Origin of the sequence: Acetobacter sp. DmW_136, from assembly GCF_008690365.1 — a bacterium.
GTDB classification, from domain to species: domain Bacteria; phylum Pseudomonadota; class Alphaproteobacteria; order Acetobacterales; family Acetobacteraceae; genus Acetobacter; species Acetobacter oryzifermentans.
Map to the genome: position 1 here is coordinate 59,845 of NZ_VHON01000008.1, position 16,822 is coordinate 76,666.

Genomic DNA, 16,822 nt, shown 5'->3' on the forward strand with positions numbered 1-16,822 from the left:
TAAGGAGCATAGACATTATGAAAATCAAAAAGACCCTTCTGGCAGCAATTGTGGCTGCAGGTGTTTCTGTTGCAGGCGTAAGCGCACATGCAGAACCGGGTAACGGATTTAATGGAAACGGCTTTGGTCCCGGTATTCCGGGTGCAGGGCTGAATGCTCTGGATGGCATTGATCTTACAAAAAAGCAGCGCAAGCAGATCCAGACCATCCTGCAGGAAGCACACCGTCAGGATCAGGCGCAGGATCTCCGTGGTGATTTCGACAAAATTCATCGCCAGATTGAAGATGCCCTGACATCTCCCGGCCCGGTGGATAAAGACAAGGTTGCAACTTTGCAGCAGGAAATGGCTACCCTGCGCGCCCAGCGTGAATCTCAGCATCTGGAAACGGCTTCCCGCATCCATGATGTGCTGACAACCGATCAGCTGGCACAAATCCATGCACGTCAGGTAAAAATTCATGATCTGCTGGATCAACTGCATGCGGTAGAACATCCGGCCCCAGCGGCTGATGCAGACAAATCTGGCAAGTAAACCGCCAGAAGGTTCTTGACTCTCGCAGGGGTATCCCGTAACCCCTGCAACAAATCAGGCCCGCCACTCCGCGAGTGTTCGCGCAGTGGCGCGTCTTGTTATGGGGTGTGATACTTTTGTTCGAAGCTCTTTCAGGCAAGCTTTCCGGCGTTTTTGATGGCCTCGCTAAACAGGGAGCGCTGTCTGAAGCCGATGTTCTGGAGGCAATGCGGGAAGTCCGTCTGGCTATGCTGGATGCCGACGTTGCGCTGCCTGTTGTTAAAGACTTCGTTAATAAAGTTAAAGAACGTGCCGTTGGGCATGAGGTGCTGGAAAGCATTTCTCCCGGTCAGGCTGTCGCCAAAATCGTCAATGATGCACTTATTGATGCTCTTGGCGGTGCGGGTGCTGTTCCTCTTAATCTCAATTCCACTCCGCCTGTTCCTGTTCTTATGGTTGGTTTGCAGGGGTCTGGTAAAACCACCACCTCTGGTAAGCTGGCCCTGCGCCTTAAAACGCGTGAACGTAAAAAGGTTCTGCTCGCTTCTCTGGATACACAGCGCCCTGCAGCACAGTTGCAGCTTGCGCAGTTGGCAGAGCAGGTTGGTGTCACGTCCCTGCCGATTATCGCTGGGCAAACACCAGTAGAAATTGCCAAGCGCGCCCTCGATACGGGGCGGCTTGAAGGTTACGATGTCGTTATCCTCGATACCGCCGGTCGTCTTTCCATAGACGAAGCGTTGATGGATGAGGTGCGGCAGATTCGTGATGTCACGCATCCGGCAGAAACCCTGCTGGTTGTGGATGCCATGACCGGGCAGGATGCCGTGAATACCGCTAAGGCCTTTAATGAGGCTGTGGGCGTAACCGGCGTTGTCATGACCCGGATGGATGGTGATTCCCGCGGTGGTGCAGCGCTTTCTATGCGTGCTATTACCGGTGCCCCCATCAAGCTGATTGGTACGGGTGAAAAGCTGGACGGGCTGGATGAGTTTTATCCAGAACGTGTGGCAGGCCGTATTCTTGGCTTGGGTGATATTGCCGGGCTTGTTGAAAAAGCCGCCGATACGCTTGATCAGGAAGAAGGTGAACGCCTCGCCCAGAAGATGATGGCGGGCAAGTTCGATCTGGATGACTACGCATCCCAGATCCGCCAGATCAACAAGTTGGGGTCCATTTCCGGTATTCTGGGCATGTTGCCGGGTATGGGTAAAGTTAAGGAAGCTTTGGGGGACAAGGATCTTGATACCTCGATCCTGAAAAAGCACCTTGCCATTATTTCTTCCATGACCAAGGCAGAGCGCAAAAAGCCTGCCATTATCAAGGCATCGCGCAAAAAGCGTATTGCTGCCGGGTCTGGATCTACAGTTCAGGATGTTAACAAGCTGCTTAAGCAGTTTGATATGATGTCCTCCATGATGAAGCGCTTCAACAAACTGGGCTTGAAAGGTCTCATGCGCCAGGGAATGTCCGCGCTCATGCCGAAAGGAATGGGAGGAGGAGGGCCGCCGGGTGGGCCTGGTGGCAATCCTTTCCGCTAAGGCGGTCTGTTTCTAGAAGCAGTTTTTCGGGTTTTTTATTTTTGGGTCTGGAGTAACTCCGAATGAGTCTTAAAATTCGTCTTGCCCGCGCAGGTGCCAAGAAGCGTCCTTACTACCACATCGTTGTGGCAGATAGCCGTTCCCCGCGTGATGGTCGTTTCATTGAAAAGGTTGGTGCTTACAACCCAATGCTGCCGTCTGACCACGCTGAACGCGTGCGCCTGACAGAAGAACGCATCAAGCATTGGTTGTCTGAAGGCGCTCAGCCGACAGATCGCGTTGCACGCTTCCTTGGTAACGCTGGTCTGGCGCCTAAGCCCGCTTATCGTGAACAGCCGAAAAAGTCTGCTCCGAAGAAGAAGGCACAGGCACGCGCTGCTGAAGCTGCTAAAGCTGCCGAAGCCGCTGCTGCCTAAAGCCTGAAACCATCATGTGCTCAAACCTCATTCTGATGGGCGTTGTTGGTAAACCGCATGGTGTGCGCGGCCTTGTGCGTGTGCGCGCTTATGCGGAAAACCCACAAACGCTGGAGCAGTCTGGGGCATTGCAGGATGATCAAGGCCGTAAATGGTTTCTTAGGTGGCGTGGGGCGGATAGCGTGGCCGAATTGCGGGATGCCAATGGTACGCCGTTGGCCGATCGTGATGCTGCGCAGGCATTGGTAAACACCCGCCTGTATGTGCCGCGCACAGCTTTGCCTGAACCTGAGGAAGAAGAATTCTATCATGCTGATCTTATTGGCATGGAAGCATTCGAAAACGGTCTTTCTCTTGGTCGTGTTGTGATGGTGCATGATTATGGAGCTGGCGCCAGTCTGGAACTAAGTGATGGTTCCCTTGTTCCGTTTACTCAGGCCTGTGTGCCGCAGGTGCATCTGGAACAACGGACAATTACGGTGGTGCGCCCTGAAGAAGTTTCGGGCGAAGAAGGACGTGGCGTTGGTAAACGGCAGAAAACAGAGGTGCAGCCATGAACTGGCAGGCCACTGTGCTCACGCTGTTTCCTGAAATGTTTCCGGGCCCACTGGGGCTTTCTCTTGCAGGGCGAGCACTGGAAAAAGGCTTGTGGACATGTCGGACGGAAGATCTGCGGCAGCATGGTCTGGGCCGGCATCGTGCAGTGGATGATACACCGTTTGGTGGTGGTGCAGGCATGGTTATCCGCCCAGATGTGGTGGATGCTGCTTTTGCAGCTTCTCAAGCGCCAGCGGATGTGCCGCGTGTGTATCTTACGCCACGTGGGCGGCCTTTAACGCAGCAGGATGTGCGGCGTTATGCGGCTGGTTCTGGGGTGTTGTTGCTGTGTGGTCGGTTTGAAGGTGTGGACGAACGTGTGCTGCAAGCGCATGACGTCGAGCAGGTATCTATCGGAGATTACATTCTCTCTGGTGGGGAAACTGCTGCACTGGTGTTGCTGGATGCGTGTGTGCGCCTGCTGCCCGGCGTGATGGGGTGTGAAGAAAGTGGCGTAGAGGAAAGTTTTTCCGAAGGGCTGCTTGAATATCCGCACTATACCCGTCCTGCTGAATGGGAAGGGCGCGCTGTGCCGGAAATCCTGCTTTCGGGCAATCATGCCGCCATCGCGGCCTGGAGGCAGAAGCAGGCAGAAGAAATAACGCGGGAAAGAAGGCCGGATCTGTGGTCTGCCTGGCTGGCTCGCAAGGAAAGAAACATGGCTGAAGCTGTGGGCGGGGCCGCACAGACAGACCATTTTGGGGTTTGAGGAAGGATACCGACATGAACATCATTCAGCAGTATGAAGCTGCAGAAATTAAGCGTCTGACAGCAGAGCGCGCTGTTCCGGAATTCGAAGCCGGTGATACGGTGCGTGTTTCCGTTAAGGTGCAGGAAGGTGAACGTACCCGTCTGCAGGCTTTTGAAGGCGTTGTGATTGCCCGTTCCAACAAGGGCCTGAACAGCAACTTCACCGTGCGCAAAATTTCCAATGGTGAAGGTGTGGAACGTGTGTTCCCGCTGTACGCACCTACGGTGGCAGAAATCAAGGTTGTGCGTCGTGGTAAGGTGCGTCGTGCAAAACTGTACTACCTGCGTGGCCGTAGCGGTAAGTCTGCACGTATTGCAGAACGCCCGCGTGAAGTGGTTGCCCCGGCAGCCAACTAAAACCATATAACCGTTTACTGCGGTCTGATATGGTTTTTAAAACCCGGCTGGCCTATGTCAGTCGGGTCTTTTTGATATATAGGCATACCGCAACAGCACTGGCCCAAGTAGGTGTGCTGGTGCATGTAGTGTAAGAAATATATAAGGAGGAGGGCATGGGCCCGCGTACGTTGTTCGACAAGATCTGGGATGATCACGTCGTTGAAACTCTGCCGGACGGCACCTCCATTCTTTATATTGACCGGCACCTTGTGCACGAAGTCACCAGCCCGCAGGCTTTTGAAGGCTTGCGTCTGGCAGGGCGTAAACTGCGCCATCCGGAAAAAACGGTGGCGGTGGTTGACCACAATGTGCCCACGTCTGACCGTACCCAGCCGATTGAAGAAGCTGATAGCCGTAACCAGATTGAAACGCTGGAACGTAACGTTAAGGAATTCGGGGTTCCGTATTTCCCGCTGCTATCTGCCAATCAGGGTATTGTGCACGTTGTCGGGCCAGAGCAGGGGATATCTCTGCCAGGCATGACCATTGTGTGCGGTGATTCCCATACGTCTACGCATGGTGCTCTGGGTTCGCTGGCTTTCGGTATCGGTACATCGGAAGTTGAGCATGTTATGGCTACGCAGACCATTCTGCAGCGGCCAGCTAAAAACATGCGCGTTACGGTAGATGGCGCGCTGGGGGCTGGCGTTTCTGCCAAAGATATCATGCTGGCTATTATCGGGCACATTGGCACGGCTGGTGGCACAGGGCATGTTATTGAATTTGCTGGCTCCGCCATTCGTGGTCTGGACATGGCTGGTCGCATGACGCTGTGCAACATGGCGATTGAGGCCGGTGCACGTGCAGGCATGGTTGCGCCAGATGAAACCACATTTGAATATGTGCGTGGTCGCCCCTTTGCCCCCAAGGGCGAAGAGTTTGATAAGGCCGTTGTCTACTGGAAAACACTGGCTTCTGATGAAGGTGCGCATTTCGATAAGGAAGTGACGCTTCGGGCAGAAGATATCAGCCCTAGCCTGACATGGGGCACCAGCCCAGAAACAGTGCTGCCCATTACGGCTGCTGTGCCTAATCCTGCTGATGAAGTAGATGAAGCCAAGCGCACCCAAATGCAGCGCATGCTGGACTACATGGGGCTGGAAGCCGGGCAGAAAATTGCAGGCACACCCATTGATGTGGTTTTTATTGGGTCTTGCACCAACAGCCGCATTGAAGACCTGCGTGCCGCTGCGCAGATAGCGGCTGGCCGCAAGGTAGCTGAAGGCGTGCGCGCCATGATTGTTCCGGGTTCGGGCAACGTAAAGCGGCAGGCGGAAGAAGAAGGTCTGGATCAGATTTTTCTGGATGCCGGTTTTGAATGGCGTGAGGCCGGATGCTCTATGTGCCTCGGCATGAACCCGGATCGGCTGACACCAGGTCAGCGTTGCGCTTCTACATCCAACCGTAATTTTGAAGGGCGTCAGGGGCCGGGCGGGCGCACACATCTGCTGTCTCCAGCTATGGCTGCTGCTGCTGCCGTTACCGGATGCCTGACTGATGTAAGGGAGCTGGCATAATGGAAAAGTTTACAACTCTGTCGGCCATTGCAGCAGCTCTGCCAGAAGCTAACATTGATACCGATAAAATTATTCCGGCACGGTTTCTTAAAACCACGCAGCGCACTGGTTTGGGCAAAAATGCCTTTGATGCTATGCGCTATCTGCCAGATGGTAAAGAAAACCCGGATTTTGTGCTGAATAAAGAGCCATGGCGCAAAGCCGAAATCCTGATTACCTATGATAATCTGGGTTGCGGTTCATCGCGCGAGCACGCGCCTTGGGCATTGTTGGATTTTGGCATTCGGTGCGTGATTGCCCCTTCTTTTGCAGATATCTTTTTCAATAACTGCTTCAAAAACGGTATTTTACCGATCCGTCTGCCGCGCGAAATTTGCGATAAGCTGATGGAGGATGCCAGCATGGGCAGCAATGCCCGCCTTACGGTTGATCTGCCCCGGCAGGTGATTGTGCGGCCAGATGGGCAGGAAGTGCCTTTTGAAATCGATCCGTTCCGTAAGCATATGCTGTTGGAAGGGCTGGATGATATTGGCCAGACACTTCAGCACGAAACAAATATCGAAGGGTATGAAAACCGGGAAAACCGGGAAAAACCTTGGATGCCTTCCATTCATATTGATTGATTATTCTGGAGCTGCATGATGACTGCACAGAACACAGCCATAAAACTTCTTGTTCTGCCGGGTGACGGTATTGGCCCCGAAATCATGCGGGAAGTCCGGCACGTTATTGATTGGCTGGAAAGCCGTCGTGGCCTGTCCTTCGATATTACGGAAGATCTGGTTGGTGGTGCTTCTCTGGCAGAATACGGTGTGCCTATCCGTGATGAAGTAATCGAGAAGGCATGGGCTGCGGATGCTGTGCTGTTTGGCTCGGTGGGGGATCCGAAATGGGCACATGTGGGGTTTGAAAAGCGCCCGGAAGTAGCCATTCTCAAGCTGCGGCAGGAACTGGGGCTGTTTGCCAACTTGCGCCCTGCCAAAGTGTTTGATGCACTGGTTGATGCCAGCACGCTTAAGCCGGATGTGGTGCGCGGTCTGGATATTATGATCGTGCGTGAAACGGTGGGTGGTATCTATTTTGGCAACCCACGTGGTATTGAAACCCTGCCAGATGGCAGCAAGCGCGGTGTGAACACGGAAGTTTACACCACATCCGAAATTGAACGTGTGGCACGTGTGGCGTTTGATCTGGCACGCAAGCGGTCCAACCGTGTGTGCTCTGTTGAAAAATGCAATGTCATGGAAAGCGGCCTTCTATGGAAGGAAGTGGTGACAGATGTGCACGCCAAAGAATTCTCGGATGTAGAACTTTCTCACATGCTGGCCGATAACTGCGCCATGCAGATGGTGCGTAACCCGCGCCAGTTTGATGTGATTGTAACAGGCAACCTGTTTGGTGATCTGCTGTCTGACCTTGCATCTATGCTAACAGGCAGCTTGGGTATGCTGCCTTCTGCAACGCTTGGTGCTGTGCGTGAAAATGGCAAATTCCCCGCGCTGTATGAGCCCATTCATGGTAGTGCGCCGGATATTGCCGGGCAGGGCATTGCAAACCCAATTGCGCAGATTCTATCTTTTGCCATGCTGCTGCGTTACTCCCTGAATAAGCAGGAAGAAGCAAACATGATTGAGCAGGCAGTTTCCAACGTGTTGGAAAGCGGTCTGCGCACGGCAGATATCATGAGCGAAGGCATGGCGCGCGTTGGCACATCCGTTATGGGTGAAGCCATTGTGCGGGAGCTGGATAAGCTCCAGAAGTAACGTTTTTAGCAAGCTACCAGTTTAAAAAGCCGCTCCACTTTAGGTGGGGCGGCTTTTTTTATGTGCGCGAAGCTATCAAACATAGCAGGCACAAAAAAGGCCGGAACATCCATAGGATGCCGGCCTTTTTTGGATAGAAGGATGGAAAGGCTTAGAAGCCTTCGCGTTCCAGACGCTTACGTTCCATCTTACGAGCACGGCGCACGGCTTCTGCCGCTTCACGGGCCTTACGCTCAGACGGCTTTTCGAAGTGCCGACGCAGCTTCATTTCACGGAAGATTCCTTCACGCTGCATTTTCTTCTTGAGCGCTTTAAGAGCCTGATCGACATTGTTGTCACGGACGAGAACGTGCACTTGGTCTCTAACCCCTGTTTCAGAAAAATCCGGGTAACCCGGCTTTTTGTAGATTATACGGAACCGGAACCGTCGCGGCCTTGCGGGGCGCCGATTCCTTTGTTGGCGGCCTCTATAACACGGCCTTTAGACAAGATACAATTTGTTCTTTCGTGTTTAAAATGCACTTCTGAGTGCTTTTATTGTGCAACCTCCATAGAAATGGGGTGAAAAATGGCAGTTCTTGCAATAGCCCGCATGGGGCACCCGGTTTTAAGGCAGTCCGCGCAGGAGGTGCCAGACCCCACAGCCCCAGATATTCAGCGCTTGATAGCCGATATGCGTGAAACTCTGGAAGAAAGCGGTGGCGTAGGCTTGGCGGCCCCACAGGTTTTTGTGTCTCAAAGGCTTTTTATTTACAGCGTGCCGTTGGCCCGCAGTGAAGGAGAAGATGATCCGCCTTTGCCTGTGCAGGCTTTGATCAACCCGATTTTAACGTCTGTTGATGATGAAACGCAGCTACGGGCGGAAGGCTGCCTTTCTCTGCCTGACCTGCGTGGGGAAGTGCCGCGTTATAAGCGCATATGGTATGCTGGGTTTGATCAGCATGGTCAGAAAGTGGAAGGCATGGCCACAGGCTTTCGGGCGCATGTCATGCAGCACGAAATGGATCATCTGGATGGAATCCTCTATCCCATGCGGATGACGGATATGAGCAAATTTGGATTTGCAAAAGAAATCACACGGTATGGGGCATAAAGCATGAGCACGGGTGCAGGTAAGATAAGTCAGGCTATCTCATTGGCAGTGGCAACTTTGGCTGCTGGCATTATGCCTGCGCCTTTGGAGCGTGACCCAGCGCGGGATGAGATCTTGCGTAAAATGGCTGCGGTGGCCGGAGAGCGTGGGTGGGGCATGGATGTTCTGCTGCAAGTGGCAGGACCAGATGCTGACCTGCTGTTTCCGGGTGGGAGTGCGGAGCTTGTGGAAGCGTGGTTTGATCTGTGTGACAGAGATATGCTGGAAGCTATGTGGGATACGGAAGAAGCTCGACTAAGCCAGCGGGTAAGGCAGGCGCTGCTGTATCGGCTTCCAGCAGATGCGTCTGTCCGTGCAGCCTCACGTAAAGGTCTTTCTGTTTTGCTGGCACCGTGTGAGGGAAAAGCGCTGCGCCGAAGCATGATGCGCACCGTTAATGCCATCTGGCAGGCAGCGCAGGATGACTCTTCTGGGCTAACTTACATGACCAAGCGCCTGAGCTTGGGTGGCGTATATGCCTCTGTGCTGCTGTACTGGCTGGCCCGTGGCGAGAATGAAGCTGCTTTGGCTGCGTTTGTGGACAGGCGTCTGGCAGATGTTCTGCGTTTTGGGCGTATCAAGGCCCGTATGGGTGGTTTTCCCTTTATGGCGCGCGCTTAAAAGCAGGGAGCCTGAATGCATATGTCCCTACCTCATGAAACAGCAGGGGCAGACCTGCTCTTTCTACGGGAAGAACAGTTGAGGCTGGCGCAAACCCTCATGTTTCTGGCATCGCGCGATATGGCGCAGGCTGTTGAGCCCGTTTTAGAAGAAGATGGTTTGGGGCACGCGCATTACCGGGTCTTGCAGGTTCTGGCATTTAGCCCCGGTATTCCAGTTAGCCGCCTTCAAGCTGTGTTGGGGGTGACAAAACAAAGCCTTGGCCGCACCATGCATGAACTGGACGCAAGGCAGTATCTGGAAAGCCAACCGGGCCGCCAGGATAGGCGGCAGCGTCTGCTTTTTTTAAGCCCAGAAGGTAAGGCGGCAGAAGCCAGATTGTTTGCTGTTGTGCGCCAGCGCCTTGTGGCAGCGTACCGGGAGGCAGGAGGTGCCGCCGTAGAAGGGTTTCGGCGCGTGATGCGTGGAATGTTATCCGAGCAGAGTCGGTCTGTGCTGAATGAAGATGCAGCAGGCAAAAAAGGAGGGCGGCATGGAGCATGAGCGCGAGAGTGTGGAAGAAGATGTCGCCCCGCATGTTATCGTGGTGGATGATGATCCACGGTTGCGGCGGCTGTTGCAGCGTTACCTGTTTGAGCACGGTTTTCGGGTAAGCGTGGCGGCGAGTGCGGCAGAAGCACGGCAAACGCTGGAAGGTATTCAGCCCGATGCCATGGTGCTGGATGTGACCATGCCGGGTGAAAACGGTTTGGAGCTAACACGCGCGCTGCGTGATGAGGGGCAGGAACTTCCCATTCTGCTTCTTACAGCACGAGGAGAGCCAGCAGACCGCATTACGGGGCTGGAAGCTGGGGCAGATGATTATCTGGGGAAACCTTTTGAGCCGCGTGAGCTGCTTTTGCGCTTGAAAGCACATTTGCGTCGGCATCAGCCTGCTCCGGCCACGGATAATCTGCGCATCGTGCGGTTAGGGGATAAGGAGTTTGATCCGGTTCGGCTTATTCTTAGTGGCCCCAATGGCACCATCCATCTTACGGGAGGGGAGGCCGCTCTGCTTTCCGTATTGGCGCGCAGGCCCAATGATGTGTTCTCGCGGGAGGAAATTGCCAAGGCGCTGGATATGGCGGAAATTGGAGAACGCGCCGTAGATGTGCAGGTTACGCGTCTTAGGCGACGTATTGAGCCCGACCCCAAGGAACCACGATACCTGCATACCATCCGTGGGCGTGGGTACGTGCTCAAACCCGGGCTGTAAGACTAGATCATGCAGCGCAGCGGGCCAAAGCTTTTTCCATCCTCATTCTGGAAATCACGCAGGGTGGAAAAATCCATGCGGCGCGTGCTTCCACGTTCGCTTCTGGCGAGATCTTTGCTGATTGTGTTCATTCCCTTGCTGATCACGCAGGGCATCGCGCTGGAAGTGTTTTACGGTAATTTTCTACAGGTTGCCTCGCGGCGTCTTTCAGATTCCGTTACATCGGAAATTGTGCTCTCATTGAACGCCTTGGAGCATTTGAAAAAACCGGCAGACCGGCAGTGGTTTGTAGAGCAAGCTCAGCAACATTTGCAGTTGGTGGAATCGTGGCATTCCAATGCGCGGCTTAGGCGTTTTGGCTCTACCCATGTGTTGGGGCCTATGGATGAAGATCTGGCTCGCGCCTTACGTGCCTCCATTAGCTATCCGTTTTTTGTAAACTGGCGGGCAGACCCCCATACAGTCAAAATTTCCATTCAGTTGCCAGATGGTGTGCTGGATGTGGAAGCACCGCGTAAACGGTTGGATATGGGGCAGATCTGGCTGTTTGTGGCATGGGCTGTTGGTAGTTCCTTGCTGCTGTTTGTGATTGCCAGCCTGTTCATGCGTAACCAAGTGCGGGCTATCCGGCGGTTGGCTCATGCGGCCGAACAGTTTGGGCTTGGGCGTGATATTGGCCCTATTCGTCCGGCAGGGGCGCAGGAAGTGCGTAAAGCTGCTGTGGCCTTTAACCGCATGCAGGATCGAATTTACCGTTTTGTATCGCAACGCACGGGGGTTCTGGCGGGTGTATCGCATGATTTGCGCACACCACTCACCCGTTTGCGGCTTTCTTTGGACATGATGCCCCGTACCGGCATGGTACGTGCAGAGGATATTCAACCCGACGTGGAAGACATGATTGGTGATGTGGCTGAAATGGAGCACATGATTGCTAGTTATTTGGCCTTTGCACGGGGGGAAGGGGCCGAAAACGTTGCAGAAACCGAAATAGAACCCTTTTTGGAAGACGTGGCTGCTGCGGCCCGGCGGGCTGGCGCGCATGTTTTTTCTGTGCGTGTGGCACAGGGGTTGCGCGTGCATATGCGCCCAGATGCCATGCGCCGCGCATTAACCAATTTGGTGGATAATGCGCGGCGCTATGCAAAGCATATCAATTTAAGCGCTCAGAGCCGATCAGATGGCGTTGTGGTGATGGTAGATGATGATGGGCCGGGTATCCCTCCAGAACGTCGAGACAGCGTTCTACGGGCTTTTGAGAGTGGGCGTGGGGGTGGAACCGGGCTGGGGTTAACAATCTCACGCGATATCGTGCGCGCACATGGCGGCGAGATGGAATTGCTGGATTCCCCAATGGGTGGCTTGCGCGTCAGGCTGTTCCTGCCGCGCTAGACCCGCGGGCAGTTATAGAGAGTTGCCAGAACCAAAGTGGCCTGGCCCCTGATTGTTCATGCCCATACCGCCAGCGCCACCGCCTGCGGAGCCCGCGCCCATCATGTTCTGCATGGGGTTGTAGCGGCCCACGTTCCCCAAAATCTGCTGTAGGATGTTGATTTTTGTGCCCGGCGTGGGGGTGATGCTGTTGATCATGGCTACAGAGCGGGAATCTTTTTTGTTCAGTGTGCGTAAGCTCTGAAGGTTGCCCGCATCATCAAACTTCAGCACCACAACCTGCTGCTTGCCGATTCCCGGAAAATCCATGGGAATCAGATATGTGCTCATGGAAATATAGATCCATGTGTTGTCATCAAACGCTCCCTTGGTGGTGGGGGAGCCTAGCAGATCTAACGCATCGGCCCGTGTGCTGGCGCCGGGGATAAGCTGGTTGTAATCATCTGCCTCAATCAAAGAGCCACGGGGGGTGGGGGTTGGCCCAAACACGGCGCAGCCAGAAAGCGCTATTACTGCCGCCAACGCGCCGCAGGTATTCCGCAGGCGTGATATTTTGTTCTGGCGTGGCTGCTTCATTCGGTTGAGGCTTCCCTAAGTATAACATTTAAGGCATCCGCACATCGCGGCCATGTAACAGTCGGATGCCTCAAACTGATACGAAGCGTCAATTACAGAATGGTTTTTTCCATTCGTTTTTACACTTTACCCCCTTTAGCTTTCCTTCAAAAAGCCCCAATTAGAAAAAGCGTTGCAGATGGGGATGTGCCCGTAAGTGTATGCGCCCCTGTAAACGATCTTCCTCTGCCAGCTCAGGAGGCTGCCATGTCTGAAAAACCAGAATTTTCCCGCCCAATGGCATTGCGCCGAATCGGAGGGCAGGAAACTGCAGTGACGGTGGAAGCAACAGAACAGGAATGTGCAGCGATTGCCCGCCGGCTTGGTTTGCCAAAAATTACACTTTTCCGCTGTCGGTATCTGCTTAAGGCCGATAGGCACAGCGTGGTGGAGGCAGAAGGTGCGCTGGCTGTTCATTATACGCAGACCTGCGTTGTCAGCCTTGAAAACTTTGAGGATGTTCTGGCAGGAGCATTCAACATTCGGTTTGTGCCTGCTGAACGGTTTGTAGAACCCGAAGAGCCTGATTTGGATGCAATTGATGAAATTCCGTATGAAGGGCAGGATATTGACTTGGGTGAAGCTGCGGTAGAGCAGTTTGCGCTTGATCTGGACCCATACCCACATGCGCCGGAAATTGATCTGCCAGAAGGCCTTGTTCTGAGCGAGGAAGAGGCAGAAAAACTTCTGGAAGAAGGGGAGCAGGATGAAAAGCAGAACCCCTTTGCGGCCCTGTCTCGGCTAAAACCGGGGAAGGCCTGATCTAGGCGCGGTACGGGTTTTCTTTCCGGATTGCTTGCGAAAATGCTTGCTGTCTGCTAGAGGCCCCGGCTCAGTCTGGTGATAAACCTGTGTTGTTGTTCGGTGGGGTGAAAAAACACGCTGCCGGGCGTTTTTAAACCGTTTTTCAAGAGGGGGCTCGGGCTCATGGCTGTACCCAAGAAGAAAACCTCGCCTTCACGTCGTGGCATGCGTCGCAGCCATGAAGCTCTGAACGTGGAAGCTTTTGCTGAATGCTCTAACTGTGGCGAACTGAAGCGCCCGCACCATGTGTGCAGCCATTGTGGCCATTACGATGGTCGTGAAGTGGTTGCTTCTGGTAAGGCACTTAAGGTTGCTGTCCGCGCTTAATAGCGTGGGTTTGCGGTAAAACGCGCATTGCAGCGTGATGCGCGTTCTGTGGGAGCAAGGCATCTGCGGTATGGCAGAGAAGCAGGCATGAACAAGACCGAGATTCCAGATAATTCCCTTTCTGAACAGGACGAGGTGTTCAGCCTTGCCGTGGATGGAATGGGAGGTGATGGGGCTCCGGAAGTTGTTGTCGCCGGGCTCGCCGCCGCCGCTGAACGGCACCGAGGCATCAAGGTGCTGCTGCTGGGGGATGAATCCCAGTTGCGGCCTTTGCTGGCAAAGTACCCCAAGGCTGCATCCATATGCACTATCTCGCATACGGATCAGTCTATCCCAATGGATATGAAGCCAACATCTGCTTTGCGGATGCGGCGATCGTCCATGCGCCTTGCCATGGATGCCGTGGCAAGTGGCCGCGCCCGTGGTGTGGTTTCTGCTGGTAACAGCGGTGCCATGCTGGCTTTGGCCAAGATTGTTGTTAAAACCCTTCCGGGTATTTCCCGTCCGGCCATGGCGGCCATCAGCCCTACCATCAAGGGTGATGTGGTCATGCTGGATTTGGGTGCGAATGTGGCGTGTGACTGGCGCAACCTTGTAGAGTTTGCCGTAATGGGTGAAGCTTTTGCCAAGGCTGTGTTGGGGCTGCCTGCGCCCTCTATCGGGTTGCTCAATATCGGTTCGGAAGAGCTGAAGGGTGATGAAAAGCTGCGTGTAGCAGCAGAAGCCCTGCGAGAAAGCCCACTGGCTTCGCAGTTCCATGGTTTTGTGGAAGGGCATGATATTACCGCAGGCACAACCGATGTGGTTGTAACTGATGGGTTTACCGGAAATGTCGCGCTTAAAACCGGGGAAGGGGTGCTTAAAATGGCAACCACTCTCCTGCGGCGCGTATTTAAGCGTGGTATTGTTTCCAAAATTGGATATCTGCTTGTGCGTCCGGGTTTGGAACGCATGAAGGAATGGCTTGATCCGCGCCGTTACAATGGGGCCGTTTTTGTAGGCCTGAACGGTGTGGTTGTTAAGTCTCACGGCGGCACGGATGCAGAAGGTTTTGCCGCAGCGGTTGATGTGGCGATGGATATGGTGACGCACGGATTTAATGACAGTATCCGTGATCGTCTCTCCCATATGAGTGCACTTCTCTCTCCCCAGCAAAATGCGGAGGAGCGCGAGCCAGCGGTTCCCGTTTCCTGATTGGTACAAGACTGTCTGATCAGTAGCGGCATGTTGGGTCGCTACCGCATGCTGTTGGCTGATAATGAAAGAACGGTTTATGGCGAAACGTTCGCTTCTGGTAGGGTTTGGCGGTTTCCTGCCAGATCGGGTTGTCAGCAATGCAGAGCTGGCAGAACGTCTTGAAACATCAGATGAATGGATCAAAACCCGCACAGGTATCACCCGCCGCCATCTTGTTGGGCCGAATGATACGGCAGCCAGCATGGGGGCAGAGGCCGCACGGCGCGCCTTAGATTATGCGGGGCTAACGGCTGAAGATATTGATGCAGTTTTTGTGGCGACAGCTACGCCAGATCAGGCTTTTCCTGCAACGGCTGTACGTGTTCAGGCCGCATTGGGCATGAAGCAGGGCTTTGGCTTTGATATTACTGCCGCGTGCTCTGGCTTTATTTTTGCACTTTCCACCGCAGATGCGTTTATCCGTTCCGGCCAGATTCGGAACGCGCTGGTTATCGGTTCTGAAGTGTATTCCCGCATCATGGATTGGGAAGACCGTACAACCTGTGTGCTGTTTGGAGATGGTGCTGGTGCAGTCGTGCTTTCTGCCTCGGATGAGCCGGGTGAGCGCGGTATTCTTTCCACGCATTTACATTCCGATGGTACAGCGGGCGATCTGTTGTATGTGGATGGTGCCGTGGGGCAGCCAGATAAAAGCGGACATCTGAAAATGAGCGGGCGTGATGTGTTCCGCCATGCCGTTGGCAAACTTTCTTCTTCTGTAGATGAAGCGCTGGAAGCTGAAGGCCTTTCTTACGCAGATGTAGATTGGCTGGTGCCGCACCAGGCGAATATCCGCATTATTGAAGGCGTTGCGAAAAAGCTGAACCTGCCTGCTGAGCGGGTGGTGATAACGGTTGATCGGCATGCCAATACCTCAGCGGCATCTGTGCCTTTGGCATTGGATGAGGCTGTGCGTGATGGACGTATCCAGAAAGGTGACCTGGTTTTGATGGAAGCCTTGGGTGGTGGTCTGACATGGGGTTCCGCTTTAGTAAGGCTATAATTTTAGAACATATTGTAAGCACAACTGCGTGAATGAATTGACGCGGCGTGTAAGCGTGTTACTTTAATTTTTATGGAAACTGTCACACGTGCATCCTTGATAGAGCAGATCTATCAGCAGGTTGGCCTGTCTCGTAAAGAATCCTCCGTTCTTCTGGAAGATGTTCTGGAGACGGTGATGGACGCTCTTGAACGCGGCGAAAGTGTTAAAATCAGCGGGTTTGGCACTTTTTCGGTTAGGAAAAAAGGCCAACGGAGCGGTCGTAATCCGAAAACGGGTGAGGAAGTTCCGATTTTGCCGCGCTCGGTCTTGGTCTTTCGTCCGAGTCAGCTTCTGCGCGCTGAAGTAAACCACGAAACGCTAGATGCAGAAGCGGAGCATGATCATGACTGATGAGGCGCAGACTTTTTCCGAAACAGGGGGAGAGCAGTCTCCTCCGGCAACGGAAAATGTAAGCACGAATTCAGCGCCTTCCGATAAAGGGCCCTTTGCTTTTCGGACAATCAGCGAAGTGGCAGATGAACTTCATGTGCCGCAGCATACCCTTCGGTTGTGGGAAACGCAGTTCCATCAGGTGCGTCCGTTAAAGCGCGGTGGTGGCCGCCGGTATTATCGGCCAGCCGATATAGAGCTTTTACGCCATATTGCAGATTTGCTTTACACTCAGGGTTATACCATCAAAGGTGTGCAGCGGATTCTGCAAAGCGGTGGTGTGCCCGCATCTGAAACAGCCCCACAAGATGAGGCTGAAAAGCAACCAGAAACTGCAACAGAGGTAACTGAACTATCTGAAGCTGTGGTAGAAAAATCTGAAATTGTAGAAGATTCTGCCGAAAAAGCAGTTGCTGTGGATGATAATGCATCCACAATCCAGCCAGAGCCAGAGCCAGAGCCAGAGCCAGAGCCAGAGCCAGAGCCAGAGCCAGAGCCAGAGCCAGAGCC

At 53.9% G+C, this 16,822-nt stretch carries 22 protein-coding genes; 20 read left to right on the forward strand and 2 right to left on the reverse strand.

What is annotated here, in order from left to right; translation table 11 throughout:
* The first annotated feature begins 17 nt into the window (after window positions 1-17).
* The 9 genes from FKW31_RS04500 (at window position 18) to leuB (ending at window position 7,495) form a co-directional block, all read left to right on the forward strand.
* Window positions 18-533, forward strand: a complete 516-nt coding sequence (locus FKW31_RS04500) for a Spy/CpxP family protein refolding chaperone (RefSeq protein ID WP_070324973.1) — start codon at window positions 18-20, stop codon at window positions 531-533.
* A 116-nt stretch (window positions 534-649) separates the two neighbouring features.
* Window positions 650-2,053 (forward strand): signal recognition particle protein, encoded by a 1,404-nt coding sequence (gene ffh / locus FKW31_RS04505; protein ID WP_035350639.1) that lies wholly within the window; start codon window positions 650-652, stop codon window positions 2,051-2,053.
* Window positions 2,054-2,115: 62 nt separating this feature from the next.
* The gene (rpsP, locus tag FKW31_RS04510; RefSeq protein ID WP_003623956.1) at window positions 2,116-2,469 is read left to right on the forward strand and encodes a 30S ribosomal protein S16; all 354 of its coding nucleotides are present in this window, start codon (window positions 2,116-2,118) and stop codon (window positions 2,467-2,469) included.
* Window positions 2,470-2,483: 14 nt separating this feature from the next.
* Complete coding sequence (rimM, locus tag FKW31_RS04515) at window positions 2,484-3,026, forward strand: ribosome maturation factor RimM (protein WP_150177930.1); 543 nt, start codon at window positions 2,484-2,486, stop codon at window positions 3,024-3,026.
* Window positions 3,023-3,775 (forward strand): tRNA (guanosine(37)-N1)-methyltransferase TrmD, encoded by a 753-nt coding sequence (trmD, locus tag FKW31_RS04520; protein ID WP_003623954.1) that lies wholly within the window; start codon window positions 3,023-3,025, stop codon window positions 3,773-3,775. Before rimM ends, trmD begins: the two co-directional genes overlap by 4 nt.
* A 14-nt stretch (window positions 3,776-3,789) precedes the next feature.
* Window positions 3,790-4,173 (forward strand): 50S ribosomal protein L19, encoded by a 384-nt coding sequence (gene rplS / locus FKW31_RS04525; RefSeq protein WP_035350614.1) that lies wholly within the window; start codon window positions 3,790-3,792, stop codon window positions 4,171-4,173.
* A gap of 155 nt (window positions 4,174-4,328) precedes the next feature.
* A complete protein-coding gene (gene leuC, locus FKW31_RS04530) occupies window positions 4,329-5,732 on the forward strand; it encodes a 3-isopropylmalate dehydratase large subunit (protein WP_150177931.1) in 1,404 nt (467 codons plus the stop codon).
* On the forward strand, window positions 5,732-6,355 hold the full coding sequence (gene leuD / locus FKW31_RS04535) for a 3-isopropylmalate dehydratase small subunit (protein ID WP_150177932.1): 624 nt from the start codon (window positions 5,732-5,734) through the stop codon (window positions 6,353-6,355). Before leuC ends, leuD begins: the two co-directional genes overlap by 1 nt.
* A gap of 15 nt (window positions 6,356-6,370) precedes the next feature.
* A complete protein-coding gene (gene leuB / locus FKW31_RS04540) occupies window positions 6,371-7,495 on the forward strand; it encodes a 3-isopropylmalate dehydrogenase (protein WP_006116499.1) in 1,125 nt (374 codons plus the stop codon).
* Between the two features lie 151 nt (window positions 7,496-7,646).
* On the opposite strand, the gene rpsU is transcribed toward leuB, so the two are convergent.
* Window positions 7,647-7,850, reverse strand: a complete 204-nt coding sequence (gene rpsU, locus FKW31_RS04545; RefSeq protein WP_003623949.1) for a 30S ribosomal protein S21 — start codon at window positions 7,848-7,850, stop codon at window positions 7,647-7,649.
* Between the two features lie 213 nt (window positions 7,851-8,063).
* Between rpsU and def the strand changes: the two genes are divergently transcribed.
* From def to FKW31_RS04570, 5 genes are read left to right on the forward strand one after another with little or no spacing between them, the layout of a single operon-like run.
* The gene (gene def / locus FKW31_RS04550) at window positions 8,064-8,588 is read left to right on the forward strand and encodes a peptide deformylase (RefSeq protein ID WP_150177933.1); all 525 of its coding nucleotides are present in this window, start codon (window positions 8,064-8,066) and stop codon (window positions 8,586-8,588) included.
* Between the two features lie 3 nt (window positions 8,589-8,591).
* Window positions 8,592-9,248 (forward strand): RpsU-Divergently transcribed protein, encoded by a 657-nt coding sequence (locus FKW31_RS04555; protein WP_006116501.1) that lies wholly within the window; start codon window positions 8,592-8,594, stop codon window positions 9,246-9,248.
* A gap of 21 nt (window positions 9,249-9,269) precedes the next feature.
* On the forward strand, window positions 9,270-9,791 hold the full coding sequence (locus FKW31_RS04560; protein ID WP_150177934.1) for a MarR family winged helix-turn-helix transcriptional regulator: 522 nt from the start codon (window positions 9,270-9,272) through the stop codon (window positions 9,789-9,791).
* The gene (locus FKW31_RS04565; RefSeq protein WP_003623943.1) at window positions 9,781-10,503 is read left to right on the forward strand and encodes a response regulator; all 723 of its coding nucleotides are present in this window, start codon (window positions 9,781-9,783) and stop codon (window positions 10,501-10,503) included. Before FKW31_RS04560 ends, FKW31_RS04565 begins: the two co-directional genes overlap by 11 nt.
* A gap of 9 nt (window positions 10,504-10,512) precedes the next feature.
* Window positions 10,513-11,895, forward strand: coding sequence for an ATP-binding protein (locus tag FKW31_RS04570; protein ID WP_150177935.1), 1,383 nt, complete (start codon window positions 10,513-10,515; stop codon window positions 11,893-11,895).
* Between the two features lie 12 nt (window positions 11,896-11,907).
* On the opposite strand, the gene FKW31_RS04575 is transcribed toward FKW31_RS04570, so the two are convergent.
* The gene (locus FKW31_RS04575; RefSeq protein ID WP_019088338.1) at window positions 11,908-12,471 is read right to left on the reverse strand and encodes an outer membrane protein assembly factor BamE; all 564 of its coding nucleotides are present in this window, start codon (window positions 12,469-12,471) and stop codon (window positions 11,908-11,910) included.
* Window positions 12,472-12,717: 246 nt separating this feature from the next.
* On the opposite strand from FKW31_RS04575, the gene FKW31_RS04580 reads away from it, so the two are divergent.
* From FKW31_RS04580 to FKW31_RS04605, 6 genes are all read left to right on the forward strand, one after another.
* Entirely contained in the window at window positions 12,718-13,272 is a 555-nt protein-coding gene (locus FKW31_RS04580) for a DUF177 domain-containing protein (RefSeq protein WP_193561124.1), read from the forward strand.
* 165 nt (window positions 13,273-13,437) lie between these two features.
* The gene (gene rpmF, locus FKW31_RS04585; RefSeq protein ID WP_006116507.1) at window positions 13,438-13,641 is read left to right on the forward strand and encodes a 50S ribosomal protein L32; all 204 of its coding nucleotides are present in this window, start codon (window positions 13,438-13,440) and stop codon (window positions 13,639-13,641) included.
* Between the two features lie 87 nt (window positions 13,642-13,728).
* Complete coding sequence (gene plsX / locus FKW31_RS04590) at window positions 13,729-14,835, forward strand: phosphate acyltransferase PlsX (protein ID WP_003623933.1); 1,107 nt, start codon at window positions 13,729-13,731, stop codon at window positions 14,833-14,835.
* A 64-nt stretch (window positions 14,836-14,899) separates the two neighbouring features.
* Window positions 14,900-15,880, forward strand: coding sequence for a beta-ketoacyl-ACP synthase III (locus FKW31_RS04595; RefSeq protein ID WP_089179255.1), 981 nt, complete (start codon window positions 14,900-14,902; stop codon window positions 15,878-15,880).
* Between the two features lie 72 nt (window positions 15,881-15,952).
* Window positions 15,953-16,273 (forward strand): integration host factor subunit alpha, encoded by a 321-nt coding sequence (locus FKW31_RS04600; RefSeq protein ID WP_003623929.1) that lies wholly within the window; start codon window positions 15,953-15,955, stop codon window positions 16,271-16,273.
* Window positions 16,266-16,822, forward strand: a 557-nt coding sequence (locus FKW31_RS04605; RefSeq protein WP_150177936.1) for a MerR family transcriptional regulator, incomplete at its 3' end; no start/stop codon positions are given. The genes FKW31_RS04600 and FKW31_RS04605, both read left to right, overlap by 8 nt.